This is a genomic window from Ottowia sp. oral taxon 894 (assembly GCF_001262075.1).
GTDB classification, from domain to species: domain Bacteria; phylum Pseudomonadota; class Gammaproteobacteria; order Burkholderiales; family Burkholderiaceae_C; genus Ottowia; species Ottowia massiliensis.
On record NZ_CP012073.1, the window covers coordinates 353,427 to 378,774 of the forward strand.

Sequence of the window (25,348 nt, forward strand, 5' to 3'; positions counted from 1 at the left end):
GCTCATGAACCACCGCCTGCCGCGCCCCGCCCGCCTGCTCCTTCGCGCCGCCTGCACCCTCTTCGCGCTGGCGCTGCTGTATTTGCTGGCCGCCGCCGCGCTGGGCTGCGTGCGCCTGAACACCGCCCGCCCGCCTGTGGCTGAAAGCCGTATCACTATCTACCTTCTCAGCAACGGCCTGCACACCGACATCGTCATGCCTTTGAGCAACGAATGGTTGGACTGGCGCAGCCTGCTCGGCCCGCAAAGCGCCTCTTTGGCCGCCACCCACATCGCCATCGGCTGGGGCGAACGCGCCTTCTATCTGGAAACCCCCACCTGGGCGCAAGCGCGCGCCAGCACCGCGCTCAAGGCCATCAGCGGCCTGGGCCGCGCCACCTTGCATATCACCTACCTGCCGCACGCCCCGCCCGCCACCGCGCACAGCCCGGCCCTGCCAATCACCCCCGCCGAATATCTGAAACTGGCGCAAGGCATCCGCCCCTACTTCCAGACCGCCCCCAATGGCCTGGCCCGCCCCATCCCCGCCAGCGCCTATGGCGAAACCGACGCCTTCTACGAAGCCCACGGCCGCTATAGCCTTTTGAGCACCTGCAACACCTGGACCAACGCCCGCCTGCGCCAGGCCGGCCTGCCCGCCGTGGCCTGGACCCCCTTCGCCCAGCCGCTGCTGCAAGCGTGGCAGGCGGCGCGGGCGGATGCCGCCACGGTAAACCGATGAATGCCGCAAGAACGAGCAAAAAAGCCGTTCAGGCCCCTTAAAGCAGTACCTGTTCCGAAATACCGGGAAAACCCGCCATCAGATATGCCATCAGGCTGATGATGGAATCTCCAGGCCGCATCGCCCGGCGGCCTGCGGGCCTATCCATGCCTGTTTCCTCATTCAGGCTTCAGTTCGATATCAAGGGTTTGCGGGTCATCCTCGATTTCAAGCTTGAAAAGTTCATTGGCCTTCTCGCCAATATTTTTGGTCATGTAACCCGTCCAGGCCGCCATGGCGCCCGCTCCCACAACAGGAAGCCATTTGCCGATGCTTGATTTAATGGCCTGCTGCGTCACCCTGCCGCCCAGCATGGCAATAATATTCTGGATAACCCGCAAGGATGCGCGCTTGACCAGTATTTTCCCGCCGTGAATGGTCAAAAGACTTCCGGCGCTGCTGCCCATGGCGGTGAGAAAAATGCCCATCAGCAACTCCTTGGTCAATTGCGCCTGCTTGCCATTGGCCACGCCAATGTCATAAACCATCTGAATCTGGTTGCGAATCACCAGCGTCAGCTCGGGAATAACGGCAGCCATGCCCCAGGGGCCGGGAATCAGGCTCGCGCCGCCCGAAATGGCTGCATTATTCCGGGTGTAACTTGATATCAGACCGGAGACGCTATCGAGCTGCGGAAGGTTGCTGGGGTTTTTCCTGTAATAATCAGACCGGTTTTCAATGACGTAATCAAAAGCGGAATTGAGGGCAGAATGCAGGGCGCCGCTATCGCCTGATTCTTCGGGGCGGGGGGTTTCATGGCTCATGGCTTGTTTTTCCTTTGAAAAGGTTGGTTGATGAAAATGCCTGAACGCCTGCGGCTTACAGTTTCAGGCTGGCGGCGATTCTTTCCAGCGCTGTGGCTTCGCGCGATTCAAGCTCGCGGCAGCCGCATTGAGGGCAATGGTCGAACCATTCCACGCCGGCTTGCAGGGCGTCGCTTTTGGGGCTGACGGTTTTGCGCCATTGGCATTTCGGGCAATGCCAGGTGGTGGGCGGGGGTTTGATGGGCATGGTTTTCTCCTTGCATTTACTGTTGGGAATGATTCAATATCCGCAGCGCGGTTTTGAGCGCCATGAAAATGCCCCAGATGGTGCAGGCCAGCATGAAAATGAAAATGCCCAGAATGACAAAGCGCCAAAGCAGCAACAGGGCCACGGCAAGAATCAGGGCGGTCAGAAAATTCATGGCTGCTCCTTGGCTGGCTTTGCGGTTTGTTTTTCAGCGGCTTTTCCGGCTTTTTCCCCGGCTTTTTTTCCGGCTCGTGTTTTTGACGGCGTTTCAGAACGGGTTTTAGTGCGGGTTTCGGGCAGCCATTGCCGCAGGGTTTCCTGCACGCTGAGGATGAGTTGCTCTTCCCATTCTTGGGGTTCGAGGATGCGCACGTGGGGCATCCAATAGCGCACGATGGGCAGCAGCTGCTGCGGGTGGTGGATGGTGGCGGTAACCAGCAGGCTGCCGTCGGCGTCGGCGCGGATGATTTGGCCGGGCAGCAAATCGCGCCGAGTGAAGTAGTGCGCGACGGCGGCGGCCACGCGCAAGGTGGCTTCCACAGGCTGCCGGGTAAACCAGATGTCGGGCTGCCGCTCTAGGTAGGCAAGGTGCTCGGGCTGCGGGGCGAAGCGCGCGTGCTCGTCCACGCGCAGCGCTTCGATGCGGGCAACGCTGAAGTTTTTGAGCTGCTGCGCGGCTGTCTGCGCGCCTGTTTGTGCGTTCAGCTCGGCGGCGGCCAGGTACCAGATGCCGTTTTTGTGAATCAGGCGGTAAGGGTGCGTCTGGCGCGGCTTGCCCTTGTAGGTGAATTGGCAGGGGCGGTGCTGTTGCACGGCTGTTTGCAGCTGCTCAAAGGTGCGGCTTTGCCCGCGCAAGTCTTCTTCCGGCACGGGCTGCACGTGCAGGCCCCGGTCGGCGGGGCGGGTTTCGATTTGCCCGATCAGCCAGAGCAGGCTGGCGTCGGGGAACAGGGCGGCGGCGCCTGCCAGCTGGCTGTATTCGCTCAGGTAGCGCGCGGGGATGGTGCTGCGCCGGGCAGAGGCAATGCGCCATTCGCCTTCGGGCGTGCGCTCGGCGATGCCTTTGAGGCGCTCGAACAAATCGCGCTCGATGGTGCGCACGTCCACGCCGAATTGCTGGGCGAGTTGCTGTTTGTCAAGGATGTCGCCCTGGTGCAGCAGGGCAATGATGTGCGAGAGGCGCTGGGCCAGTTTTTCGCCCTTGGGGCGGGCAGCGGCGGGTGCGGGCGCGGCGGGCGATACCGCTGACGCAGCGGGTGCGGCGGCAGGCTTGGGTTTGGCGCGGGGCATGGCGGTGTTGCGAGAGGGATTGAAGTTGCGATGCCGGGCAGTTTAGGAAGAGGTTGCGACAAGTTGTGTCGCATATGCAGAAGGGAGATAGCTTGAATTTCGTGAATATGTTAGCGCATGTATCTTTTGATTGTGCCGGATACGTGCGGCTCCGGCGGCATGCCTGGCCGCACGCTCATGCGCATGGCGGATGGGGTCGATCAGGCGCTGGGGCAGGCGCTGCGCAAGCTGCGGACAGAGCGGGGCTGGAGCCAGTCCGATCTGGCTTTGCGCGCTGACATGGACCGCAACTACCTTTCGCTGATCGAGCTAGGCCGCAACAGCCCCAGCGTGCGCATGCTGCTGCGCCTGTGCCTGGCGCTGGATGTGCGCGCGGCCGATGTGCTGGATGACGTGGAGCGCCGCATGGCGCTGCTGAAGGCGCGGGACTGAAGGTGAAAGCCGCGCGGCGCTGGCGCGGAAGGGGCCGGGCGGCAAGCCGGCGGTCTGCGCCGCGCCCAAACCCCGCGCCTGTCATCCGCGCCCTGAGCCGCCCGCCGCCCCGGCCAGCAGCTGCACTACTGGCGGCACGCGCCAGCAGGCGAGCCGCCCTGCCTGCCGAAGAAGCTGTCATTTGCCAGGACGAATGGCTCATCGTGGCCGGCAAGCCTCATTTCATGCCCGTCACGCCCAGCGGCCCCCTTCGTCCGGCAGAGCCTGCTGGTTCGCCTTCGCCGCAAGCTGGGCCTGCCCGTGTCAAGCCCCATTCACTGCATTGACTGCAATACCACCGGGCTAGTGGCCTTCGCCGTGCAGCTTCCCGCGCCGCCTGCCAGCAGCTTTTCTGAACAGGTTCTCAGCCAGCGGCAAGTCAGCCGCACATGCGAGTCCATCGCGCAGACGCTCCCGGCCTGCCTAACCGCCCTGCTCCGCCGTCCACGCGCCGCAGCCGTCTGCTGCGCCATGAGCACTTTTTCACCATGCACGGAGGCTGAAGGCACTCCCAGCAGCGAAACGCGCATGGCCCGCCTTGCGCCCCCTGCAACTGCTGGCGCGCCGCCTGGCCTTTGCCGACCCTTTCACCGGACCGCCGCGCGAGTTTGAAAGCCACCTGGCGCTCAGCGGCCTGCGCAAACGAAGCCGCCGCCCAGCAGCGGCCCAGCCAACGCGCCTGCTCACGGCTACGCTCCCCGGCACAAGCTGGCCGGTATCAAGCCTTAAAAAGAGGAGCGGATTTGAATGCGTTCAAATGCCGCCTGGCGCAATTTGTACTAGGACTTAATGCTATTGAAACAGTAGCTGAATTGCACCACCTGCTTCTTGTTCATGCCTTGCTGTTCCAATTCGTTTTCTTCGCGGCCAGTCTGGCAGCGGTGCCGCCTTGAAATTGTTTCGCGCGTTCCCTACTTGCTCCCTCCATGCTGACTCTTCTGTCTTTTCTCGTTGTCATCTGCGTTCTCATTGCCGTGCATGAATGGGGGCACTACCGCATGGCCGTGGCTTGCGGAGTGAAGGTGCTGCGCTTTTCCATAGGCTTTGGCAAAACGCTCTGGAGCTGGAAGCCGAAAAAGCCGCGCCCCGGGCAGGACACCGAATTTGTGATTGCCGCCATTCCCTTTGGCGGCTACGTGAAGATGCTCGACGAGCGCGAAGGCGAAGTGGCGCCGCAGGAGCGCCATCGCGCTTTCAACACGCAGCCGCTGCGCGCGAGGGCGCTCATCGTCGCGGCCGGGCCGGTGGCCAATCTGGCGCTGGCAGCGGCGCTTTACACGCTGATTGGCTGGGTTGGCATTGACGAGCCGCGCGCGCTGCTGGCGCCGCCTGCCGCTGGTTCATTGGCGCAAAAGGCCGGTTTGCAGGCGGGCGATGAGGTGCGGCGCATCACCCTGGCTGGCGGCGGCGCGCAAGAGGTGGTCTCGTTTGAAACCGTGCGCTGGCTGCTGACGCAGGGCGCGGTGGATGGCGTGGACGTGACGCTGCAAATCAGCCGCGATGGCGCTGAAAAGGACGTGCTGCTGCCCCTGTCGCAACTGGCGCGCCGCGAGCCTGACGCGCAGATGTTTCGCGAAATCGGCATCGCCTCGCCCTTGCGCCAGCCTCTGATAGGCAGCGTGCTGCCAGGCGGCGCGGCTGAAAAAGCCGGCTTGAAGGAAGGCGACCGGGTTTTGCGAATGGGCCATGTGCCGGTCACGGATGGGCAGCAGCTGCGCGAGCTGATTCGCGAAAGCGGCGCCCGTGGCGCGCCGCCTGCCCAGGAGTGGCTGATTGACCGCCACGGCCAGCGCCTGAGCCTGAGCGTGCAGCCCGAGCCGGCGCAGGAACAAGGGCAGCCCATTGGACGCATCGGCGCAATGGTGGGGGCCGCGCCTGAAATGACGCTGGTGCGGTATGGGCCGGTGCAGGCGGCGGTCAAGGGCGTGGCCAAAGTGTGGGAAACCTCCGCGCTCACGCTGCGGCTGATGGGCCGCATGGTGATGGGGCAGATTTCACTGCGCAACATCAGCGGGCCTGTGGCGATTGCCAGATACGCGGGGCAGGCCGCGCGGCTGGGGCCTGTCTACTTTCTGGGGCTGCTGGCCTTTGTCAGCGTGAGCCTGGGCGTGCTCAATCTGCTGCCGCTGCCCGTTCTGGATGGAGGACACCTCATGTATTATCTTTGGGAGGCTGTAACAGGGCGGCCGGTTACAGATGCATGGATGCAGCGCCTGCAAAAAGGAGGCGCTGCTTTGCTTTTCGCCATGATGCTGCTGGCCCTGTACAACGATATTGCCAGCCAAGGCTGGCTGGGACTGCCTTCTCTCTGAATTACCAGTTTCTTGCATGACAACCCTGTTGCATCGCGCGCGTTTGCGCACTCTCTCTACGCTGGTGGCGGCCGCTCTGGCATCGCAAATGGCGTGGGCCATCAACCCTTTTACCGTGCGCGACATCCGCGTGGAAGGCTTGCAGCGTGTGGAGCCGGGCACGGTGTTTGGCTCCTTGCCCTTGCGCGTGGGTGACACCTACACGGATGAAACCGGATCGGCGGCCATCCGCGCGCTGTATGCGCTGGGCCTGTTCAACGACGTGCGGCTGGATGTGCAAGGCGATGTGCTGGTGGTCATCGTGCAGGAGCGCCCGACGGTGGCGCAAATCGATTTCGCGGGCAACCGCGAGTTCACCAAGGAGGTTCTGCAAAACGCCCTGCGCGACGCGGGCATGACCGCAGGCCGCCCCTATGACAAGGCGCTGATTGACCGCGCCGAGCAGGAAATCAAGCGCCAGTACATCAACCGCAGCCTGTATGGCGCTGAAGTGCAGACCACCGTCACGCCCGTGGCGCGCAATCAGGTGAACCTGGCCTTCAACATTACCGAAGGGCAGCCCGCGCGCATCAAGGACATCCATATCGTCGGCAACCGTGTTTTCAGCGAAAGCAAGCTCAAAGACTTGTTCGACCTGGATACAGGCGGCTGGCTGAGTTGGTACACCAAGAGCAACCAGTATTCGCGCGCCAAGCTCAATGCCGACCTGGAGGCGTTGCGCAGCTACTACCTGACGCGCGGCTACCTGGACTTCAAGATTGACAGCACGCAAGTGGCCATGTCGCCTGACAAGGAGTCCATGTCCATCACCATCAACATCACCGAGGGCGAGCGCTTCGTTGTCTCCGGCGTGCGGCTGGAGGGCAACTACCTGGACCGCGAAGACGAATTCAAGTCGCTCGTCACCATCAAGCCGGGCGAGCCGTACAACGCTGACGAAGTGACGGCCACGACCAAGGCATTTACCGAACAGTTCGGCAACTACGGCTATGCCTTCGCCACGGTGAATGCGGATACCGAAGTTGATTCCGGCAATCACCGCGTGGCTTTCGTCATCAAGGCTGCGCCGGGCCGCCGCGCCTACGTGCGCCGCATCAATATCGAAGGCAACACCAAGACGCGCGACGAAGTGATTCGCCGCGAGTTCCGCCAGTTCGAGTCTTCCTGGTACGACGGCGAAAAAATCCGCCTCTCGCGCGACCGCGTGGACCGCCTGGGCTTTTTCACTGACGTGGGCGTGACCACCGCCGAAGTGCCTGACGCGCCGGATCAGGTGGATCTGGTTGTGACCGTGAAGGAAAAACCCACGGGCAGCATACAGATCGGCGCGGGTTATTCATCGGCCGAAAAGCTGTCTTTTACTTTCGGCCTGTCGCAAGACAACGCTTTTGGCTCCGGCAATCAACTGGATTTGCAACTGAACACGGGCAAGTACAACCGCACGGTGGTGGTGAGCACGACCGATCCGTACTTCACGTCTGATGGCGTTTCGCGCACCGTTGAGGCGTACTACCGCAGCGCCAAGCCTTATCAGGATCAGGGCGGCAACTATCGTTTGATCACGATGGGCGCGGGCCTCAAGTTCGGCGTGCCGGTCACGGAGCAGGACACGGTTTACCTGGGCGTCAATGCGGAGCGCACTGAAATCCGCACGGGCACCAACATCCCGGCGGCCTACTTGGCGTATGCCGAACGCTTTGGCTACAAGAGCACTTCCTTTCCGTTCACGGTGGGCTGGTCGCGCGACACGCGCGACAGCGCCTTGGCGCCCAATGAGGGCCGCTACCAGCGCCTGTTCGGCGAACTGGGCCTGCTGGGCGATGCGCGCTACGTCAAAACCAACTACCAGTACCAGCAATACGTGCCGCTTTCCAAGCAATACACGCTGGCCTTCAATGGCGAGCTGGGCTGGGGCAAGGGCCTTTCCGGGCAGCCGTTTCCGGTGTTCAAGAATTTCTATTCAGGCGGCCTGGGTTCCGTGCGGGGCTTCGAGCAGGCCACCCTCGGTCCGCGTGACGTCACCGGCTCCTTCATTGGCGGCGCGCGCAAAATCACGCTCAACACCGAATTCATCACCCCGTTTCCGGGCGCGGGCAATGACCGCACTTTGCGCCTGTTCGGCTTTGTGGACGTAGGCGCGCTGCTGGGAGAGCACGAAAAAATCGAGCGCGATGCCTTCCGGGCCTCCGCAGGCGTGGGCGTCAGCTGGATATCGCCCATGGGGCCGCTGCGCTTTGCCTTTGCTGTGCCTGTCCGCAAAAAAGCGGGCGATAGAATTGAAAAATTCCAGTTCCAGATTGGCACTTCCTTCTGAAATCCGAAATCGTTTTTGTCACCTCCTCAAGATATGACCACCAAGACCACCACTCTCGCCCGCCATCTTCTGCGCGCTTCGCTTCTGTCCGTCAGCATTGTTCTGGCTGCGCCAGCCTTTGCGCAAGGCGCGCGCATTGGCTTCGTCAATTCTGACCGCATGCTGCGCGAAGCCGAGCCAGCCAAGGCCGCTCAGGCCAAACTGGAGCAGGAGTTCTCACGCCGCGAGAAAGAGCTGAACGACGCAGGCAATGCGCTGCGCGCTGCTTCTGAAAAATTTGAGCGTGACGCGCCCACCCTGTCCGAAAGCCAGCGCAGCCAGCGCCAGCGCCAGTTGCTGGAGCAAGACCGCGAATTCCAGCGCAAATCGCGTGAATTCCAGGAAGACCTCAATGCCCGCCGCAATGAAGAGCTGCAAGCCGTGCTTGATCGCGCCAATCGCGTGGTCAAACAAGTGGCCGAAGCTGAAAAATATGACGTGATTCTGCAAGAAGCCGTCTATCTGAATCCCCAACTGGATATTACTGACAAGGTCATCAAGGCCCTTAATGCATCCAAATAAGTGCTTTTGCTGAACGATCGCACACTTCGAGCGCTGTGAGCCTTTCTCTCGCCGCCATTGTTGAGGCCCTTGGTGGCGAGTTGCGAGGAAGTCCAGAGCGCGAAGTGGCGCGTTTGGCTTCATTGGAAACAGCCACGCCTGCCGACATCAGCTTTTTGGTGCCGAATCCGAAGCTGGCAGGCTTGCTGGCACAAACGCAGGCCGGGTGCGTCATCGTCGCGCCTGCCATGCAAGAGGCGGCAGGCGCGCGAGGCGACTGCATCGTTGCCTCAGACCCTTATCTCTATTTCGCCCGCCTGACCCAGCTCTGGAAGCGTACGCACTTGCCGCCAGAGCCGGCAGGCATTCACCCCAGCGCTGTGGTGGAGGAAGGTGCGCAAGTTCATCCGACCGCCCGTGTGGGCGCTCTATGCTTTGTGGGCAGCGGCGCGCGGATTGGCGCGCACACTGTCTTGCGCGAGCGCGTCACGGTGGCATCGGGCTGCACGATTGGCGAGCGCTGTCTGATTGAAAGCGGAGCGGTGATTGGCGGTGACGGTTTTGGCTTCGCGCCGCATCAAGGCCAATGGGTCAAGATTGAACAGCTGGGCGGCGTCCGCATTGGCAATGACGTCGAAATCGGCGCCAACACCTGTATTGACCGTGGCGCGCTGGACGACACCGTCATTGAAGACGGCGTCAAGCTCGACAACCTCATCCAGATTGGTCACAACACGCACATTGGCGCTCATACGGCCATGGCCGGCTGCGTGGGCGTGGCGGGCAGCGCCCGCATCGGCGCGCATTGCACGGTGGGGGGGGCGGGCATGATCCTGGGGCATCTTGATATCGCCGATCACGTCCACATTTCCGCTGCCTCCATGGTGGCGCGCTCCATTACCAAGCCGGGCCAATACACCGGCTTTTTCCCCATCGACGACAACGCGGCATGGGAAAAGAATGCCGCCTCGCTCAAGCATCTTCATGCTCTGCGCGAACGTGTCAGACAACTTGAGAAAAAGTTGGCGGAAAACGGCGACAATGCCCGGCTTTCCGGCTGAAGGGCCGCCGCAGCGCGGCGGCCGGGCTTTTTGCCCCATCACCAAAAAGATTCAACGACATCATGGACATCCACTACATCCTTGAAAAGCTGCCGCACCGCTATCCGTTCCTGCTGGTTGACCGCATCCTTGATGTCGATCTTGAAAACAAATCCCTGCGCGCGCTCAAGAACGTCACCATCAACGAACCCTTTTTCACCGGCCACTTTCCTTCGCGTCCCGTGATGCCGGGCGTGCTCATGGTCGAAGCCCTGGCGCAGGCCTCGGCGCTGCTGGGCTTCATGGTCGAAGGCATTTCACTGGATGACGACACGCTTTTCTACTTTGTGGGCGCGGATGGCGTGCGCTTCAAGCGTCCCGTTGAACCGGGCGACCAGCTCACCTTGCACACCACATTTGACCGCGTGCGCGGCGGCATCTACAAATTCCATTGCAAAGCCACCGTGGGCGACGAGCTGGTTGTGGAAGCCTCCATCATGTGCACCATGCGCCGCGTGCGCTGAACCTCTTTTTTCCGGCCTTTTCACGCCTTTGCCAAGCGCGCGCCGTGGCAGCCATTCATCCCACCGCCCTCATTGACCCTGCGGCTGAGCTGGCGGCAGATGTCGTCGTCGGCCCCTATGCCGTCATTGGCCCCCATGTGCGCATTGGCGCGGGCAGCCGCATTGGCGCGCACTGCGTCATTGAAGGCCGCACCAGCATTGGCCCCGGCAACCGCATCTTCCAGTTCGCCAGCATTGGCGCAGCGCCGCAAGACAAGAAATACGCAGGCGAACCCACCCGTCTGGAAATCGGCGCGGGCAACACCATCCGCGAGTTCGTCACCATCAACACCGGCACCGTGCAAGACGCCGGCGTCACCCGCCTGGGCGATGACAACTGGATCATGGCCTACGTCCACATCGCCCATGACTGCCAGCTTGGCAGCCACACCATCCTGGCCAACGCCGTCCAGCTTGCGGGCCACGTGCATATTGGCGATTGGGCCGTCATCGGCGGCATCACCGGCGTGCATCAGTACGTGCGTGTGGGCGCGCACGCCATGGCGGGTTTTCAAACCCGTCTCTCGCAAGACCTGCCGCCCTTCATCACCGCATCCGGCAATCCCGCCGCCGCCCAGGGCATCAACGCCGAGGGCCTGCGCCGCCGGGGCTTCTCGCCAGAGCGCATCGCTGCCATCAAGCACATGTACCGCCTGATTTACCGCCAGGGCCTGCCGCTGGATGCCGCCCGGCAGGCCATTCAGGCGCAGTCCGCCAGCGGCGATGCCGATATGGCCGCAGACGCCCGCCTCATGCTCGGCTTCCTCGCCAGCGCCAGCCGTGGCATCGTGCGCTGAAGCCGCCGCGCGGCGCTTTCGCCCGTGCCACAATCCGCGCCGCTCGCCAGCCATCTTCCAGATGGCTGGCGTTCTGCCTGACAGGTGCTCCACGGCCATGCCACGGAGTTAAACGGGAAGCAGGTGAACCAAGCCTGCGCTGCCCCCGCAACGGTCAGCGGATCAGCAACGCTGCCAAGAACCCGTTCAATGCCTGTCCGTGAGAGAACCAGGCCGTCGAACCGCCCTGAAAGCCACTGGCCCTTTTTGCTATTGATTCAATAGTGCGAGGTCCCGTAGGAATGTGCGATAAAGGCGTTTTCATGGCCCTGAATTTGCTCTCAAAAGCGAAGTAAAACGCGCCAGCTCCGGGCCGCGCCCGGCTTGCGCCTTCGCGCTCACGGACAGGTGGTGAACAGGTTCTGAAGCCCGCGCGCGCCATGCGCAAAGGCGGTCACTGCCCCTTCATGGGGCGGGAAGGCCCGGCGGCCTTGCGCCAGCGCCCTCATGAAGGGGCATCTGGCAATCCGCAAGCCCGGATACCGGCCTGCCTGGCATGGCTGTCGGCGGCTGCGGGTGTGCGGCGGGCCGGACGGGTTTCGCTCCTGGCCCAACGCGCCTGCTTTGGCCCCAACCCTGTCCGCGCCAGCTCTGCCTCGCCCCGGCTTTGTGCAAATCCATTCACGGGGAGAGCGCATTGCTCAAAACCATCATCAAGCGCGACGGGCGCGAAGAACCCTTCATACCCGCCAAAGTCAACAGCTGGTCCATCTGGGCCAGCGAGCAGCTGGGCGAGCGGGTGGACTGGTCCTCCGTCGTCATGGAGGCGATGAGCCACTTTGGCGACAAAACCACCAGCCAGGACCTGCAAAGGCAGCTCATCAAAATCTGCGTGCAGAAAAAAAGCTGGCCCTACAGCCTCATGGCCGGGCGGCTGTACGCCGCCGTCACGCGCAAGGAAATCTACGGCAGCAGCACGCACATGCCCACCATTCGCGCCGTGCAGCAAAAACTGGCCGCAGCGGGCCTGATGCGCGAGCTGGACTACAGCGAAGACGAATACGCGCAAATCGAAAAATTCATCGATCACGCGCGCGATTTTGAATATGCCTATTCACAAATCCTGCAATTGCGCAAGAAATACGCGCTCATGAACCGCGTCACGCGGCAGGAATATGAATCGCCCCAGTTCATCTACATGCGCATGGCCATGGCGCTGGCTGAAGACGAGCCGCGCGAAGAGCGCCTCAAGCACATCGTCAATTGGTACAACCATTTTTCATACAACCGCATCAACGCCCCCAGCCCCAATTACATCAACCTGGGCACGCGGCTCAATGGCTACGCTTCCTGCTGCGTTTACAAGGCGGGCGACAGCCTGCATTCGCTGGCCATTGGCGACCATATTGCGTATGAAATGACGGGCATGAGCGCCGGCATCGGCGGCATGATTTCCACGCGCACGCTGGGCGATCCGGTGCGCGGCGGCGTCATTTCGCATCAGGGCAAACTGCCGTATTACCGCGCGCTGGCCTTTGCCACCAAAGCCAACCAGCAAGCCGGGCGCGGCGGCGCCTGCACCAGCTACTACTCGGCGTTTGACCCTGAAAACACCACCATCGCCCTGTTGCAAAACCCCATGTCCACCGAAGACAAGAAAATCCGGGAGCTGCATTTCGGCGTCATGTACAACCGCCTTTTCACCAAAAAAGCGGCGCGCAATGAAGAGGTTTTTCTCTTTACCGAATATTCGGCGCCTGATTTGTGGCGCGCCATGTTTTCGGGCGACCAGGACCATTTCGAAGCGCTTTATGAAGCCTACGAGAAAAATCCCGATTTCCCCAAAAAAACCATCAGCGCCCGTGATTTCGTCGTGCTCGCCCGCCAGCAGGCTTATGAATGCGGCACGCATTATGAATTGTGGATCGACGAAGCCAACCGCCACACGCCTTTCAAAGACCCCATTCACAGCAGCAACCTCTGCAACGAAATCGCGCTGCCCACCAAAGAATACTGGCGCATGACCGACCTTTATTCGGACGAAGACAAACCCGAATCCGGCGAAATCGCCATCTGCGCGCTCTCCGCACTGGTCGTCTGCAATATTCACAGCGACGAGCAATACGCCTCCGCCGCCTATTACGCGCTGAAAATGATCGACAAATGCATTGACATGTCCGACTACCCCTTTGCGCATGTGGCGATGACGGCCAAGGCGCGCCGCAGCGCCGGCGTGGGCATGATGGGCGTGGCCACCGAGCTGGCGCGCAAAAACCTGAAATACACCACGCAAGCGGGGCGCGATCACTGCCACTGGCTGGCCGAGCGGCACTATTACTTTGCGCTCAAGGCCAGCCTGCAACTGGCCCGCGAAAAAGGCAATGCGCCCTGGATGCACAAAACCCGCTGGCCCGAAGGCTGGCTGCCGATTGATACCTACAAGAAAACCGTGGATGAAATCGCAGCCCCCCGCTACAGCTACGACTGGGAAGCGCTGCGCCGGCAAATCGTGGCGCAGGGCGGCATCCGCCATTCGGTTCTCGTGGCGCACATGCCCACCGAATCCAGCTCCAAGGCCGCTGGCGTGCCCAACAGCATTTATCCCATACGCGAAATCACGCTGAAAAAATCGGACAACAGCAACGTGATTGACTGGGTCGCCACCGATTCCGATTTGCTGAAAGACCGCTACGAGCTGGCGTGGAATATCCCCACGCTGGACATGATCAAAATCTACGCCATTTTCCAGAAATTCACCGACCAGGGCATCAGCGCCGATTTCTGGCGCGACCGCGCCAGCGACCCCGTGGTTTACACCGACGAAATCATGGAAGAGCACCTGGCCATGTGCCGCTACGGCATGAAAGGCCGCTATTACCAGAATTCGCTCACCAGCGACCAAGGCAAAAGCGCCACGGTGGAAAGCCGCATGGCCGAAAAAAGCCGCCTTTCCGGTTTGGCGCCCGTATTGGCGCCAGCGCTAGAAAACCCGGATGGCGATTTTGAAATGGCCCCTGACGAGCGCGGCTGCGCCAGCGGAGCATGCAGCCTGTAAAGGGCTTGATTTCGCTCCTTGTTTCATAGCATTATCTCCTCGCGAACACTGCGGCAACCGCATTTTCAACGGGCCTGAATCTGCTCCTCTTTTCAATGCGCTGCCGCCTTTATCCTTCCATTTCACAGGCATTGCCATGACCCAGCCCAGTATTCCCGAATCCATCTTCAACATTCACAAGAGCGACTACAAAAGCACCGATCTTTTTCTCGGCCAGCCCGGCGGCCTGCTCGATTCCATCAACCGCCCTTATCCGGAGCTTTTCGCCATGTACAAGAAAATGCTCTCGCTGCGCTGGGACGAAAATGAATTCGACTACGCCTCGTGCAACAGCGAATTCAAAACCTGCTCGCGCGGCATGTATGACGCCATGATTTACAACCTGGCCTACCAGTGGGAAGCCGACACGGTGGCCAGCAAAAGCATCGTGCCCATACTGGCGCCTTTCATTACCAATTCGGAACTCTGGGGCGTGACGCTGGCCATTGGCGCCAATGAATACCTGCACGGCCTCACTTATTCCGAAATCGTGCGCAACAGCTTCGACAACCCGGACGAAGTATTCAACGAAATTCTCTCCATTACCGAAAGCTTTCACCGGCTGGAGAAAATGGCGCAGGTTTTTGGCGAGGTTTACACGGTATCGCACCGCTATGCGCTGGGCCAGGCCAGCGGCGAAGAGGCATATGCCGCCGTCATGGCTTTTTATGTGGCGCTGTATTGCCTGGAGCGCATTCAGTTCATTTCCTCATTCATCGTGACCTTTGCCTTTGGTGAAATCGGCATGTTCGTGCCCATTGCCAAAGCCATCCAGAAAATCTGCCAGGACGAGTTTGAAGTGCACCAGCGGCTGGACCAGATGGTGATTCGCATCGAGCTGAATACCGCGCGCGGCCAAGCCTGGCTGGCGCAAAACCGCGAGAAAGCGCAGGCCATCGTCACCGAAATCACGCAGGCCGAGCTGGACTGGTCGCAGTTTCTCGGCAGCCAGGACCGCGAGCTGCCCGGCATCACCGTCAAGAAGCTTCAGGATTCGGTCATCTTCAACGCCCAGCCCGTCTATGAAACCCTGGGCCTGGGCAGCCCCTTTCCCCGCGTGGCGGCCAACCCGCTGCCCTTCGTGGAGGAATGGATGAACGTGAACGCCATCCAGGCCGCCCCGCAGGAAGAGGCGGGCCGCAACAGCGCCTACCTCATCGGCAGCATCATCCCGCGCCACACGGGGCGGGTGTATGACACGGACGGGCTGTGAAAAAAGGCCAGGAGCCTGTCCAAGGTCCGTCTGCGGGTGCGGTCTGCGGGCGCGAAAAGCGCGGATCCGGGCGCTCTGCTGCTTTGCAAAGCCTTGGCGGGCCGCAAGGCTTCAAGGCCCCTGCCCTTCCCGATCCGCAGCCCTTCATGAGCAGACTCCGGGCAGGTTCAGGGGCGGATCAAAGGCCGCGCATCCGGCTTTTCAGGCCGGGCGCGGGGCGGGGCGGGGTGGGCGCTCAGTATCCCAGCCGCTGCGGGTGCAGCTCCTGCAAGATGGTGGTGGCGATTTCTTCAATGCTTTTGGTGGTGGTGGACAGCCAGCGGATGCCGCTGCGGCGCATCATGGCTTCGGCTTCGCTGACTTCCATGCGGCAGTTTTCCAGCGAGGCGTAGCGCGAGCCGGGGCGGCGTTCGCTGCGGATTTCGGCCAGGCGCTGCGGGTTGATGCTCAGGCCAAAGAGCTTGTGCCGCCAGGCCAGCAAGGCGGGGGGAAGCTGGCGGCGCTCGAAGTCTTCGGGGATGAGCGGGTAGTTGGCGGCTTTCAGGCCGTGCTGCATGGCCAGGTACAGGCTGGTGGGCGTTTTGCCGCTGCGGCTGACGCCGACCAGGATGACATCGGCGCTTTGCAGGTCGCGGTCGCTTTGGCCGTCGTCGTGCGCGAGGCTGAAGTTGATGGCTTCGATGCGGTCGTGGTACTCGCGCGATTGGCTCACGTCGGCAAAGCGGCCCACGCGGTGCAGGCTTTTGACGCCCAGCTCCTGTTCCAGCGGCTGCACGAAGGTGGCGAAGGTGTCCATCCACATGCCTTTGCAGCCGGTTTTCACGACTTCGAGCACTTCGCGATCGACCAGCGTGGAAAAGACGAGCGGGCGCTGGCCTTCGGTTTCGCAGGCATGGTTGATTTGGCGGATGGCCTGGTGCGCCTTGTCGGGCGTATCGACGAAGGGCAGGCGCACGCGGCGCACGGCGATGTCGAACTGCGCGAGGATGGCGTTGCCAAAGGCTTCGGCGGTGATGCCGGTGCCGTCTGAAAGAAAGAACACGGTGCGGGCGGTCATGGCGGTTTTTTTGCAAGAGGAGGGCAGACGCCGGGCAGTGTATCGGGCGGCAGGCGGCTGGATGTACTGAAAAACAGGAGCAAATCAAAAGGGTGAAAAAAGGCTTTTGCGCTGTTTTCACTAGGACGTATCGCTATCAATAGAGAAGCGAAATACGGGCTGCCTCAGCGTTGGGAATGTGGCCCGGATGGCCCTTTTGCCTGCCCGCGCCGCCGCAAAGGGCCCAGGGGCGCGGCTGGCAGAAGCCCGGCGCTTGATGGGCACAAGGGCGGCGGGGTTTCAGCAATGCAAATGGCTTTCATCCCTAGAATGCGCGGCCCGCCGGCCTGGCTGCTTCCGGCCATTTCTTCCGGCCTTGCTTCCGGCTTTTCTTTGTTCTGGCGCTTCTTCGCCCTGGCGCCTTTGTCTTCATCGCGTTCATGCCGCCGTCCTCATCCGCTCCGCCTGATTTGCAAGCCGCGCGCCGCCGCGCCCGCTGGCTGCGGCTTTTTACGGTGTGGCACTGGGTGAGCGCGGCGCTGTGCCTGCTGGGCATGGCGCTGTTTTCCGTGACGGGCATCACGCTCAACCACGCAGGGCAGATTGAATCGGCGCCCAAGGTGAGCACGCGCCGCGCCAGCGTGCCTGCCGATTTGCTGCAAGCCGCGCGGGCCGCCGATCCGCAAGACGCCAAAACGCCCGCGCCCCTGCCCGCTGATGTGCAGGCCTGGATACGCCGCGAGCTGGGCGTGAGCGTGCAGGGCCGCAAAGCGGAGTGGGACGCGGGCGAAGCCTACGTTTCCCTGCCGCGCCCCGGCGGCGACGCCTGGCTGCGCATCGACCTGGAAACGGGCGATCTGGAGTACGAGCAGACCGACCGGGGCTGGATTGCCTGGCTGAACGATCTGCACAAGGGCCGCCACACGGGCGCGGCCTGGCGCTGGTTCATCGACTTGTTCGCCATTGCGGCGCTGGTGTTTTCAGCCACGGGCCTGCTCATCATGAAGATGCACGCGGCCAGCCGGCCCATGACCTGGCCCATCACCGCGCTGGGTGTGCTCATTCCCGCGCTGCTGGCCATCTGGATGGCGCATTGAGCGTTTTTGATGGAGCGCCTTGGATTGACCGCTTTGGCCCGATGGCCCCTGAAGGCCGCCGCCCTCCGCTTTTCATCCACTTCCCCCTGAACCTGAAGAAAAGGAGCAATGCACATGAAAAAACCCCTCTGCGCCCTGGCCCTGGGCAGCGCGCTGGCCGCGCCCGCGCTGGCCGCCGGGCTGGACGTGAGCGTGGAAATTCCGCGCCTGAACGTGGCCGAATACCACCGCCCTTACGTGGCCATCTGGGTGGAGCCTGCCGACGCCAAGGCCGATGTGCCCGGTACGCCCGCCACGCTGGCCGTCTGGTACGACGTGCGCGTGGCCGACGGCGACAGCAAGGGCACGAAATGGCTCAAGGACATGCGCCAGTGGTGGCGCCGCGCGGGCCGCAATCTGGACATGCCCGTCGATGGCGTCAGCGGCGCCACGCGTCCCTCTGGCGTGCAAACGCTTTCTTTCACCGCCGGCAGCGGCCCCCTGCCCAATCTGCCCGCCGGCAGCTACAAGCTGATGGTGGAAGCGGCCCGCGAAGTCGGCGGCCGCGAAGTGCTCAGCGTGCCGTTTGACTGGCCCCCAAAAGCCGCCGCCCAGGCGCAGGCGCAAGGCAGCAGCGAGCTAGGCGCGGTGCGCGTCACGCTCAAGCCCTGACCGCAGGCTTGCGGAAAGCCTGAATACGCTCCTGAATCCATAGCATGATGTCCTAGTGGAATCTGCGCGAAGGCCGTTTTCAGCCTTCTGGATTCGCTTCTCTTTTTGAACCTGTTCATCTTCTCTCAACCTCCGCAAAGGACTTGCGTCATGAAACTCGCTCCCCGCATTGCCGCCGCCCTGCTCGCCCTGGGCCTGACCGCCGCGCAGGCGCACAACGTCTGGCTGCTGCCTTCTGCCACCAGCCTCTCCAAGCCCGAATGGGTCACGGTGGATGCCGCCGTGGCCAACGACCTGTTTTATTTCAACCATTTCCCGCTCAAGCTCGACCACCTTGCCATCACCGCCCCCGACGGCAGCCGCGTGGAGCCGGACAAGCCCTTCACCGGCAATTTGCGCAGCGTTTTCGACTTCAAGCCCGCCCAGCGCGGCACGTATCGCGTGGCCATCGTCAATGCAGGCGGCCTCACGGCCATTTACAAAGACGGCGAAGGCAAGCCCAGGCGCTGGCGCGGCACGCCCGAAAAATTTGCCGCCGAAGTGCCCGCCGACGCCAAAGACCTGGAAGTCTTTGAATCCAGCCTGCGCGTGGAAACCTTCGTCACCGTCGGCAAGCCCAGCGCCATCACGCCCAGCGGCAAGGGCCTGGAGCTGGCGCCCGTGACCCACCCCAACGACCTGGCCCCGGGCGAGCCGGCCACCTTTGCCATGCACCTGGACGGCCAGCCCGCCGCCGGGCTTGAAATCAAGGCCGTGCGCGGCGGCACCCGCTACCGCGACAAGCTGGAAGAAATCAAAACCACCACCGACGCCAAGGGCCAGTTCACCCTCACCTTCCCGCAAGCGGGCATGTACTGGATTGACGTGGACGCCGACGACGCCAAAACCACCTTTCCCAAAGCCAAAAAGCGCCGCCTGGCCTACGTGGCCACGGTGGAAGTGCTGCCCTGAGCGCACGGGCGGCGCCAGCCGGTGAGCCTATGAAATAGGCTGTGCTACAATTCGCCGCTTTCTTGCCCAGGCAAGGAAAAACGGCCAGGGTCGTTAGCTCAGCTGGTAGAGCAGCGGACTCTTAATCCGTCGGTCGTAGGTTCGAACCCTACACGACCCACCATCTGGCCCATTTTTGAAGCAACCCGCTGATTCGTTTGAACAGCGGGTTTTTTATTGCCCGCCATTTTCGCCATGCGCCAAGGTCGTCCGCGCCGTTCCCATTATCGACGCCGCCAGTCTCTTTTCCCGGCGGGTTTTTCATTGGCGGTCATGGGGACTATTTTGCTGCTCATGGCATTCATGCTGGGTGGCTCTGGCGTTTTGGCCAGCGCGCGGAAACTGTTTTTGTTTGCGGGATGGCAAATACTAGGGGCAGGCGCGGCCTTGGTGTTTCTGCATGTCTTGCTAAGCAAAAGAGCGGCATCCGTGCAAAAAGAACATCGGCCCCAGCTTAATCAATCATCCGCCCCGTCCGCAGGAGAAACGGATGAAGACGCGCCGCCCGGCCCGCGCCCTTCTCAATGGAGCGCCGAAGTTTTTGCACAAATCGAATGGCGCCGGTTTGAAGCCGTTTGCGAAAAACTATTCGTACTAAAGGGCTTTGAAACGCGCTCCAAACCTTTTGGGCCGGATGATGGCGTGGATATCTGGCTGCATTCTCCCGCCACCCGATTGACGGTGCCCGTGCAATGCAAGCATTGGAAAAGCACACAAGTGGGCATAAAAGAAGTGCGCGAATTTTTGGGCGTGATGGCGGCCTGTCATATCAAGCGCGGTATTTATGCTACGACATCCCGGTTTTCAGATAAGGCACGGCAATTTGCCCGCGCCAATGGCATCAGCGCGCTGGACGGCGGGCGCCTGCTGGCCATGATTCAGGCGCAAACGCCGCAACAGCAGCAGCAATTGCTGGACGTGGCATTGCAAGGCGAATACTGGAAGCCGACTTGCGCCAGTTGTGGTCACAAAATGGCGCGGAAAAAAACCGGCAACGTTTTTTCATGGCAATGCAAATGCGGCAAAAGCCAACCCATCTTTATTGGCAAAGAAAACGCCGCTGCTGCGGCATGAAAGCCGCCATCAGGCCGGCGGCTTGCCGGGGCGGACCGTGGCCTTGATTTGCAAGGTGCGCCCGGCTTGAGCATCGCGCACGGCCGTTGTGGCGGGCTGGTTCATCTGCAAGTCCATCTCGAAGCGGCCCCTGGCGCGCCAGTCCAGCGAGTCGATCTCCCTGAAGGACAGCTCGCCTTGCAGCCTGACGCGGCCGGGGCGGGCGGCGTCGCATTCGGCCATCAGGTCCAGGCGTTCCACGCGATCGTCCGCTTCTTTCTTGAAGCTGAGCTTGCGGCCGGAGCGGGCTTGCAGCTGGGGCGCGAAAAGCGGCCGGCCGCCATCGGAGATTTCCAGGACGATGTCGATGAGTTCACCTTGCGCTTGCTGGGCGGCCGCCAGCGCGGGCAGGCAGGCGATCGGGGCGGCCGCCAGCAGGCGGCAAAAAGAGCGGCGGCGCATGCGCGATTCCTTTCTCGGCCATTGAAAAGCGCGCCATTGTGCGCAGCCCGCCCGCGCGGTTTTTGCGGTGCGTCAGCAATTGGCGGTTTGGCGGCTGGCAGGCGCGCCGGTCTGCGCGGCGGCCGTGAGGCGCATGCGAAAATGCCCGCCACTGCTGCGGATGGATTGCGAGATGCAGCAGACGGCAGCGGGCCAGCCTCTCTGGCCCGCCTTTTTTGTTTGTCCGCCTTCTGACTGACTCAACGAAATGGCTGCTTTCAACGACGAAAAAGTCCTCACCGTCCACCACTGGACCGACCGCCTCTTTTCCTTCACCACCACGCGCAGCCCGGGCCTGCGCTTTTCCAACGGCCATTTCACGATGATTGGCCTGCGCGTGGATGGCAAGCCGCTTTTGCGCGCCTACTCCATCGTCAGCCCCAACTATGAGGAAACGCTGGAGTTTCTGAGCATCAAGGTGCCCGATGGCCCGCTGACCAGCCGCTTGCAGCACATTCAGCCGGGCGATACGGTGATCGTCGGCCACAAGCCCACCGGCACGCTGCTGACGGACTATTTGCTGCCGGGCAAGCGCCTGTATCTGTTTGGGACGGGCACGGGGCTGGCGCCTTTCATGAGCATCATCCGCGACCCTGATGCCTACGAGCGCTACGAGCAAATCGTGCTGGTGCACGGCTGCCGCCTGGTGGCCGAGCTGGCCTACCGCGACTACATCACGCACGAGCTGCCGCAGCATGAAATCCTGGGCGAGATGGTGCGCGGCCAGCTCAAGTACTACCCCACCGTCACGCGCGAGCCGTTCCAGACGCAAGGGCGCATTCCCGATCTGATTGAAAGCGGCCAGATGGCGCGCGACTTGGGCCTGCCCGAACTCAACCCCGCCGAAGACCGCGTGATGCTTTGCGGCAGCCCGGAAATGCTCAAGTCCCTCAAGGCCGTGCTTGAAAAGCGCGGCTTCAAAGAGGGCAACACCACCCAGCCGGGCGACTACGTGGTCGAGCGTGCTTTTGTGGAGCAGTAAAAGCCCGCTTAAAGACTGCGGCTCATGGCCCGCGCGTCTGTGCCTGTGCGACGCACCGCGCGGGCAGACGGCATCGAAAAAGAGAGCGAATTCAAGCGGCTGAAAATACCGTTTCGCGCAGTCCCTCCTAGGACATGACGCTATGGATAAAGGAGCAAAATAGCGCCTTGCCGCGCGATGGCGCCGCCCGTGCCGCTTCTCCGCCTGCGTGCGCGGCCTGCATCTTGCCCTCCGTTCCGAAACCTTTCGCGGCCAAATCAGCTTTTCGTAAGCTGGCTTGGCCTGCGAAAACCAAAGGACGGTATCGAGCGGCCATGCTCCGGCACGAATTTCAGGGTTCCTGCTTGGCTGATTCCGTGGAGCCATATCAGAAACAGGAGCAAATCCAGCCCCATTTAAAAGCGGTTTCCCGCTTATTTGGCGGCGATGGTTTGCTATTGAAGCAAGAGCGAATACAAGCTTCTTTTCTTCAGTGCCGCCCGCTGTCCGCACGCCCTCGCCCGGCTGGCGAAGCGCTGCCGGATGCCCGCATCCGCCTTTCCGTTGGATACACATTGCCATCTTTGAAATCGCTCGCCGCACGGGCCTTTTCAATGCTGGAAAAGCTGCTACAGAAACCGCAGCAAACCTGTGGATGGGGAATATTTAGCCCGCTTTCATGCGCCCCGAAACGCATCCGGGAATGCCACAATCCGCCCCGTTTTTTCCAGCGCTGGCCATCTGTTTTCCGGCTTGTTTTCCGCCATCTCCGCCAGCCTCCGGCGTCTCACGCCTGTGCAGCCGTCTCTCCCCGGTTTTCCCCTCTGCGGCACATGCGCAGAGGATTGTTTTTTCTTTCGCTCCTTGCCCGCCCATGAAACATGAAGACATCGCCGCCAGCCGGCTGGAATTGCCCGTGCAGCCCATCAGCCAGGACGTGCTGGCCGAGAAATACCTCAAGAAAGAGGAAAAAACCGAAGACCAGCTCTTCGCTCGCGTGGCGCGCGCCTTGGCTTCCGCCGAAAAACCCGCTCTGCGCGCCGAATGGGAAGCCAAATTCCTGGCCAACCTCAAGGCGGGCGCCATTGGCGCGGGGCGCATCATGAGTGCGGCGGGCACCGACATTCAGGCCACGCTCATCAACTGCTTCGTGCAGCCCGTGGGCGACGCCATCCAGGGCGTGGCCGACGATGGCTACCCCGGCATTTACGAAGCCCTGCGCGAAGCGGCCGAAACCATGCGGCGCGGCGGCGGCGTGGGCTATGACTTCTCGCGCATCCGCCCCAGCGGGGCCGAGGTCAAGGGCACCGCTTCCATCGCTTCCGGCCCGTGCAGCTACATCAACGTGTTTGACCAAAGCTGCGCCACCGTGGAGAGCGCGGGCAGCCGCCGTGGCGCGCAAATGGGCGTGCTGCGCATCGACCACCCGGACGTGCTCGACTTCATCACCGCCAAGCGCACGCCCGGCCGCTGGAACAATTTCAACGTTTCCGTCGGTGTGACCGACGCCTTCATGCAGGCGCTGGAGAAAAACGCCGACTGGGAGCTGGTGCACAAGGCGCGCCCCGGAGCCGCCCTGCGCGAATCCGGCAGCTACCAGCGGCAAGACGGCCTGTGGGTTTACAAGCGCCTGCCCGCCCGCCAGCTGTGGGACACCATCATGAAGTCCGCCTACGACTTCGCCGAGCCGGGCATCTTGTTCATCGACGCCATCCGCCGCGACAACAACCTCAACTACTGCGAAACCATCGAGGCCACCAACCCCTGCGGCGAGCAGCCCCTGCCGCCCTACGGCTGCTGCGACCTGGGCCCCATCATCCTCACCCGCTTCGTGCGCCACGCCTTTGGCGCAGGCGGCGAGCCGGTGTTTGACTTCGACGCCTTTGAAAAAGTCGTCGCCACCCAGGTGCGCGCGCTGGACAACGTGCTGGATGTCACCTTCTGGCCGCTGGAGCAGCAGCGCGCCGAAGCCGCCGCCAAGCGCCGCATTGGCGTGGGCTTCACGGGCCTGGGCAACACGCTGGCCATGCTGCGCCTGCGCTATGACCGCGACGAAGGCCGCCAAATGGCCGCCCGCATCGCCGAAGCCATGCGAAACGCCGCCTACCGCGCCTCCATCGAATTGGCCAAGGAAAAAGGCGCTTTCCCCCGCTTTGACGCCACCCAGTACCTGGGCCAGGGCACCTTCGCCAGCCGCCTGCCGCAAGACATTCAGGACGCCATCCGCAAGCACGGCATCCGCAACAGCCACCTGCTGTCCATCGCCCCCACCGGCACCGTCAGCCTGGCCTTTGCCGACAACGCTTCCAACGGCATCGAGCCGCCCTTTTCCTGGACCTACACCCGCAAAAAGCGCGAAGCCGACGGCTCCCGCAGCGAATACCAGGTGGAAGACCACGCCTGGCGCCTCTACAAGGCGCAAGGCGGCGACGTCAGCCACCTGCCCGACTACTTCGTCAATGCCCTGGCCATGACCGCCGAAGAGCACATCGCCATGATGCAGGCCGTGCAGCCCTTCATAGACACCTCCATCTCCAAAACCGTCAATGTCCCGGCCGACTACCCGTATGACGACTTCAAGGACCTCTACGCCAAAGCCTGGAAGGCCCGCCTGAAGGGCCTGGCCACCTACCGGCCCAACGCCATCGTCGGCTCCGTGCTTGAAGCCGCCCCAGCCGAAGCGCCCAAACAGGAAAACGCCGCGCCCGCCAGCCCGCGCCACGGCCATGCGGACGACCCCATGCGCACCGTCATTGAAAAACGCCCCACCGGCGGGCTTCCCGCCGTGGCCGAAAAAATCGACTACTGGACCAGCGAAGGCCCGCAGCGCCTCTACCTCATCGTCACCTTCCTGCCCATGCCCACGGCCGACGGCAAAGGCACCGTGGAGCGCGCCATCGAATTTTTCATGCCCGTGGGCCAAAACGGCGAATCGCAGCAATGGATCACCGCCACCATGCGCTCGCTCAGCCTGGCCGCGCGCGGCGGCTTTCTGGATCGCGCGCTGGAAGATTTGCGCAAAGTCACCTGGGACCGTGGCCCCGTGCGCCTGGGCACCTACCAGAAGGCCGACGGCACCCGCGTGCCCCGCTGGCACGACAGCGAAGTGGCCGCCATCGGCTATGCCATTGAAGACCTCATCGCCCGCCGCGCCCAAGGCTCGCTCTTTGCCGAAGGCGATTTGCCCGCCGCAGAAACCTTGCAGGCCGCCAAGGACGCGCCGCAAAGCGACGGCGCCCACGCCATCACCCCCGGCATGATGGCCGGCAAGAAATGCACCGAATGCGGCGCCCGCGCCATGATCCGCAAAGACGGCTGCGACTACTGCACCCAGTGCGGCTTCGTCGGCAGCTGCGGCTGACTCCCGCTCCCGCGCTCCCGCAACCAAGTCCGGCCCGCGCCGGACTTTTTTGTGCATGGCTCCCATCGCCCGCAAGTCCTGGCGCAGACTGGATTGGCAGCTATCTTTTTTGAAGCGAGCGGGCAAAAAAAAGCCCTTGGGCCACAACTGACCCAAGGGCTTTTTGCCGTGGTGCGCGGAGCCGGACTCGAACCGGCACGCCCTTGCGGGCGTCAGGACCTAAACCTGGTGCGTCTACCAATTTCGCCACCCGCGCGGTTTGGGGCCGCCGCGAAGCTTGCCGTGAATTGCCATGCAGCCCGCTGCGAAAGAGG

At 62.4% G+C, this 25,348-nt stretch carries 24 protein-coding genes, 2 tRNA genes and 1 riboswitch; of the genes, 19 read left to right on the forward strand and 7 right to left on the reverse strand.

Annotated elements, in window-relative coordinates; translation table 11 throughout:
• Nucleotides 1-4 precede the first annotated feature (4 nt).
• Nucleotides 5-721 (forward strand): TIGR02117 family protein, encoded by a 717-nt coding sequence (locus ADJ79_RS01460; RefSeq protein WP_050714472.1) that lies wholly within the window; start codon nucleotides 5-7, stop codon nucleotides 719-721.
• A 158-nt stretch (nucleotides 722-879) separates the two neighbouring features.
• Here ADJ79_RS01460 and ADJ79_RS01465 read toward each other — a convergent pair whose 3' ends face one another.
• From ADJ79_RS01465 to ADJ79_RS01475, 4 genes are read right to left on the reverse strand one after another with little or no spacing between them, the layout of a single operon-like run.
• Nucleotides 880-1,524: a hypothetical protein gene (locus ADJ79_RS01465; protein ID WP_050714473.1), complete on the reverse strand. Its 645-nt coding sequence runs from the start codon at nucleotides 1,522-1,524 to the stop codon at nucleotides 880-882.
• Between the two features lie 55 nt (nucleotides 1,525-1,579).
• Nucleotides 1,580-1,771 carry a hypothetical protein gene (locus ADJ79_RS01470; RefSeq protein WP_050714474.1) on the reverse strand — a complete coding sequence of 64 codons (192 nt, stop codon included), beginning with the start codon at nucleotides 1,769-1,771 and terminating at the stop codon, nucleotides 1,580-1,582.
• 16 nt (nucleotides 1,772-1,787) lie between these two features.
• Nucleotides 1,788-1,946 carry a hypothetical protein gene (locus tag ADJ79_RS13770; RefSeq protein WP_156303950.1) on the reverse strand — a complete coding sequence of 53 codons (159 nt, stop codon included), beginning with the start codon at nucleotides 1,944-1,946 and terminating at the stop codon, nucleotides 1,788-1,790.
• Nucleotides 1,943-3,061 (reverse strand): YafY family protein, encoded by a 1,119-nt coding sequence (locus ADJ79_RS01475; protein ID WP_050714475.1) that lies wholly within the window; start codon nucleotides 3,059-3,061, stop codon nucleotides 1,943-1,945. The genes ADJ79_RS13770 and ADJ79_RS01475 overlap by 4 nt, the downstream gene beginning before the upstream one ends.
• 117 nt (nucleotides 3,062-3,178) lie before the next feature.
• Here ADJ79_RS01475 and ADJ79_RS01480 point away from each other — a divergent pair, with 117 nt between their 5' ends.
• The 10 genes from ADJ79_RS01480 to ADJ79_RS01520 all read left to right on the forward strand — a co-directional run bounded on the left by ADJ79_RS01480 (nucleotide 3,179) and on the right by ADJ79_RS01520 (nucleotide 15,384).
• Nucleotides 3,179-3,493 (forward strand): helix-turn-helix domain-containing protein, encoded by a 315-nt coding sequence (locus tag ADJ79_RS01480; RefSeq protein WP_082202797.1) that lies wholly within the window; start codon nucleotides 3,179-3,181, stop codon nucleotides 3,491-3,493.
• Nucleotides 3,494-4,275: 782 nt separating this feature from the next.
• Nucleotides 4,276-4,425, forward strand: coding sequence for a hypothetical protein (locus ADJ79_RS13775; protein ID WP_156303951.1), 150 nt, complete (start codon nucleotides 4,276-4,278; stop codon nucleotides 4,423-4,425).
• Between the two features lie 33 nt (nucleotides 4,426-4,458).
• Entirely contained in the window at nucleotides 4,459-5,844 is a 1,386-nt protein-coding gene (gene rseP / locus ADJ79_RS01485; protein ID WP_050714477.1) for an RIP metalloprotease RseP, read from the forward strand.
• A 16-nt stretch (nucleotides 5,845-5,860) separates the two neighbouring features.
• Entirely contained in the window at nucleotides 5,861-8,158 is a 2,298-nt protein-coding gene (gene bamA / locus ADJ79_RS01490; protein ID WP_050714478.1) for an outer membrane protein assembly factor BamA, read from the forward strand.
• A 33-nt stretch (nucleotides 8,159-8,191) separates the two neighbouring features.
• Nucleotides 8,192-8,719: an OmpH family outer membrane protein gene (locus ADJ79_RS01495; RefSeq protein WP_050714479.1), complete on the forward strand. Its 528-nt coding sequence runs from the start codon at nucleotides 8,192-8,194 to the stop codon at nucleotides 8,717-8,719.
• Nucleotides 8,720-8,754: 35 nt separating this feature from the next.
• On the forward strand, nucleotides 8,755-9,759 hold the full coding sequence (lpxD, locus tag ADJ79_RS01500; RefSeq protein ID WP_050714480.1) for a UDP-3-O-(3-hydroxymyristoyl)glucosamine N-acyltransferase: 1,005 nt from the start codon (nucleotides 8,755-8,757) through the stop codon (nucleotides 9,757-9,759).
• A gap of 59 nt (nucleotides 9,760-9,818) precedes the next feature.
• On the forward strand, nucleotides 9,819-10,262 hold the full coding sequence (gene fabZ, locus ADJ79_RS01505; protein WP_050714481.1) for a 3-hydroxyacyl-ACP dehydratase FabZ: 444 nt from the start codon (nucleotides 9,819-9,821) through the stop codon (nucleotides 10,260-10,262).
• A gap of 44 nt (nucleotides 10,263-10,306) precedes the next feature.
• Nucleotides 10,307-11,098 (forward strand): acyl-ACP--UDP-N-acetylglucosamine O-acyltransferase, encoded by a 792-nt coding sequence (lpxA, locus tag ADJ79_RS01510; protein WP_050716332.1) that lies wholly within the window; start codon nucleotides 10,307-10,309, stop codon nucleotides 11,096-11,098.
• Nucleotides 11,099-11,163: 65 nt separating this feature from the next.
• Nucleotides 11,164-11,358: riboswitch (cobalamin riboswitch) on the forward strand.
• 416 nt (nucleotides 11,359-11,774) lie between these two features.
• Nucleotides 11,775-14,132, forward strand: coding sequence for a ribonucleoside-diphosphate reductase subunit alpha (locus tag ADJ79_RS01515; RefSeq protein WP_172673999.1), 2,358 nt, complete (start codon nucleotides 11,775-11,777; stop codon nucleotides 14,130-14,132).
• A gap of 136 nt (nucleotides 14,133-14,268) precedes the next feature.
• Nucleotides 14,269-15,384, forward strand: coding sequence for a ribonucleotide-diphosphate reductase subunit beta (locus ADJ79_RS01520; RefSeq protein ID WP_050714482.1), 1,116 nt, complete (start codon nucleotides 14,269-14,271; stop codon nucleotides 15,382-15,384).
• 235 nt (nucleotides 15,385-15,619) lie between these two features.
• On the opposite strand, the gene ADJ79_RS01525 is transcribed toward ADJ79_RS01520, so the two are convergent.
• Entirely contained in the window at nucleotides 15,620-16,441 is an 822-nt protein-coding gene (locus ADJ79_RS01525) for a pyruvate, water dikinase regulatory protein (protein WP_050714483.1), read from the reverse strand.
• Between the two features lie 419 nt (nucleotides 16,442-16,860).
• Here ADJ79_RS01525 and ADJ79_RS01530 point away from each other — a divergent pair, with 419 nt between their 5' ends.
• From ADJ79_RS01530 to ADJ79_RS01550, 5 genes are all read left to right on the forward strand, one after another.
• Nucleotides 16,861-17,517 (forward strand): PepSY-associated TM helix domain-containing protein, encoded by a 657-nt coding sequence (locus ADJ79_RS01530; RefSeq protein WP_050714484.1) that lies wholly within the window; start codon nucleotides 16,861-16,863, stop codon nucleotides 17,515-17,517.
• 114 nt (nucleotides 17,518-17,631) lie between these two features.
• Nucleotides 17,632-18,168, forward strand: coding sequence for a DUF2271 domain-containing protein (locus ADJ79_RS01535; protein ID WP_371256881.1), 537 nt, complete (start codon nucleotides 17,632-17,634; stop codon nucleotides 18,166-18,168).
• A gap of 150 nt (nucleotides 18,169-18,318) precedes the next feature.
• Complete coding sequence (locus ADJ79_RS01540; RefSeq protein ID WP_050714486.1) at nucleotides 18,319-19,119, forward strand: DUF4198 domain-containing protein; 801 nt, start codon at nucleotides 18,319-18,321, stop codon at nucleotides 19,117-19,119.
• Between the two features lie 87 nt (nucleotides 19,120-19,206).
• Nucleotides 19,207-19,282, forward strand: a tRNA-Lys gene (locus ADJ79_RS01545).
• A 53-nt stretch (nucleotides 19,283-19,335) separates the two neighbouring features.
• Nucleotides 19,336-20,232, forward strand: a complete 897-nt coding sequence (locus tag ADJ79_RS01550; RefSeq protein ID WP_082202800.1) for a restriction endonuclease — start codon at nucleotides 19,336-19,338, stop codon at nucleotides 20,230-20,232.
• Nucleotides 20,233-20,241: 9 nt separating this feature from the next.
• Here ADJ79_RS01550 and ADJ79_RS01555 read toward each other — a convergent pair whose 3' ends face one another.
• Entirely contained in the window at nucleotides 20,242-20,673 is a 432-nt protein-coding gene (locus tag ADJ79_RS01555) for a hypothetical protein (RefSeq protein WP_050714488.1), read from the reverse strand.
• Between the two features lie 247 nt (nucleotides 20,674-20,920).
• Here ADJ79_RS01555 and ADJ79_RS01560 point away from each other — a divergent pair, with 247 nt between their 5' ends.
• The 3 genes from ADJ79_RS01560 to ADJ79_RS01565 all read left to right on the forward strand — a co-directional run bounded on the left by ADJ79_RS01560 (nucleotide 20,921) and on the right by ADJ79_RS01565 (nucleotide 25,034).
• Nucleotides 20,921-21,694: a ferredoxin--NADP reductase gene (locus tag ADJ79_RS01560; RefSeq protein ID WP_050714489.1), complete on the forward strand. Its 774-nt coding sequence runs from the start codon at nucleotides 20,921-20,923 to the stop codon at nucleotides 21,692-21,694.
• Nucleotides 21,695-22,008: 314 nt separating this feature from the next.
• Nucleotides 22,009-22,551: a hypothetical protein gene (locus ADJ79_RS13780; RefSeq protein ID WP_172674000.1), complete on the forward strand. Its 543-nt coding sequence runs from the start codon at nucleotides 22,009-22,011 to the stop codon at nucleotides 22,549-22,551.
• A complete protein-coding gene (locus tag ADJ79_RS01565; RefSeq protein ID WP_050714490.1) occupies nucleotides 22,548-25,034 on the forward strand; it encodes an adenosylcobalamin-dependent ribonucleoside-diphosphate reductase in 2,487 nt (828 codons plus the stop codon). The genes ADJ79_RS13780 and ADJ79_RS01565 overlap by 4 nt, the downstream gene beginning before the upstream one ends.
• A 169-nt stretch (nucleotides 25,035-25,203) precedes the next feature.
• Here the strand turns inward: ADJ79_RS01565 and ADJ79_RS01570 are convergent.
• Nucleotides 25,204-25,290 (reverse strand) — tRNA-Leu (locus ADJ79_RS01570).
• Nucleotides 25,291-25,348 lie beyond the last annotated feature (58 nt).

What these genes read in the sequence shown, in the direction of transcription:
- ADJ79_RS01460 (WP_050714472.1), top strand. Translation starts at nt 5, where the DNA reads ATGAACCACCGCCTGCCGCGCCCCGCCCGCCTGCTCCTTCGCGCCGCC.
- ADJ79_RS01465 (WP_050714473.1), bottom strand. Translation starts at nt 1,524, where the DNA reads ATGAGCCATGAAACCCCCCGCCCCGAAGAATCAGGCGATAGCGGCGCC.
- ADJ79_RS01470 (WP_050714474.1), bottom strand. Translation starts at nt 1,771, where the DNA reads ATGCCCATCAAACCCCCGCCCACCACCTGGCATTGCCCGAAATGCCAA.
- ADJ79_RS13770 (WP_156303950.1), bottom strand. Translation starts at nt 1,946, where the DNA reads ATGAATTTTCTGACCGCCCTGATTCTTGCCGTGGCCCTGTTGCTGCTT.
- ADJ79_RS01475 (WP_050714475.1), bottom strand. Translation starts at nt 3,061, where the DNA reads ATGCCCCGCGCCAAACCCAAGCCTGCCGCCGCACCCGCTGCGTCAGCG.
- ADJ79_RS01480 (WP_082202797.1), top strand. Translation starts at nt 3,179, where the DNA reads ATGTATCTTTTGATTGTGCCGGATACGTGCGGCTCCGGCGGCATGCCT.
- rseP (WP_050714477.1), top strand. Translation starts at nt 4,459, where the DNA reads ATGCTGACTCTTCTGTCTTTTCTCGTTGTCATCTGCGTTCTCATTGCC.
- bamA (WP_050714478.1), top strand. Translation starts at nt 5,861, where the DNA reads ATGACAACCCTGTTGCATCGCGCGCGTTTGCGCACTCTCTCTACGCTG.
- ADJ79_RS01495 (WP_050714479.1), top strand. Translation starts at nt 8,192, where the DNA reads ATGACCACCAAGACCACCACTCTCGCCCGCCATCTTCTGCGCGCTTCG.
- ADJ79_RS01520 (WP_050714482.1), top strand. Translation starts at nt 14,269, where the DNA reads ATGACCCAGCCCAGTATTCCCGAATCCATCTTCAACATTCACAAGAGC.
- ADJ79_RS01525 (WP_050714483.1), bottom strand. Translation starts at nt 16,441, where the DNA reads ATGACCGCCCGCACCGTGTTCTTTCTTTCAGACGGCACCGGCATCACC.
- ADJ79_RS01530 (WP_050714484.1), top strand. Translation starts at nt 16,861, where the DNA reads ATGCCGCCGTCCTCATCCGCTCCGCCTGATTTGCAAGCCGCGCGCCGC.
- ADJ79_RS01535 (WP_371256881.1), top strand. Translation starts at nt 17,632, where the DNA reads ATGAAAAAACCCCTCTGCGCCCTGGCCCTGGGCAGCGCGCTGGCCGCG.
- ADJ79_RS01540 (WP_050714486.1), top strand. Translation starts at nt 18,319, where the DNA reads ATGAAACTCGCTCCCCGCATTGCCGCCGCCCTGCTCGCCCTGGGCCTG.
- ADJ79_RS01555 (WP_050714488.1), bottom strand. Translation starts at nt 20,673, where the DNA reads ATGCGCCGCCGCTCTTTTTGCCGCCTGCTGGCGGCCGCCCCGATCGCC.
- ADJ79_RS01560 (WP_050714489.1), top strand. Translation starts at nt 20,921, where the DNA reads ATGGCTGCTTTCAACGACGAAAAAGTCCTCACCGTCCACCACTGGACC.
- ADJ79_RS13780 (WP_172674000.1), top strand. Translation starts at nt 22,009, where the DNA reads ATGCTCCGGCACGAATTTCAGGGTTCCTGCTTGGCTGATTCCGTGGAG.
- ADJ79_RS01565 (WP_050714490.1), top strand. Translation starts at nt 22,548, where the DNA reads ATGAAACATGAAGACATCGCCGCCAGCCGGCTGGAATTGCCCGTGCAG.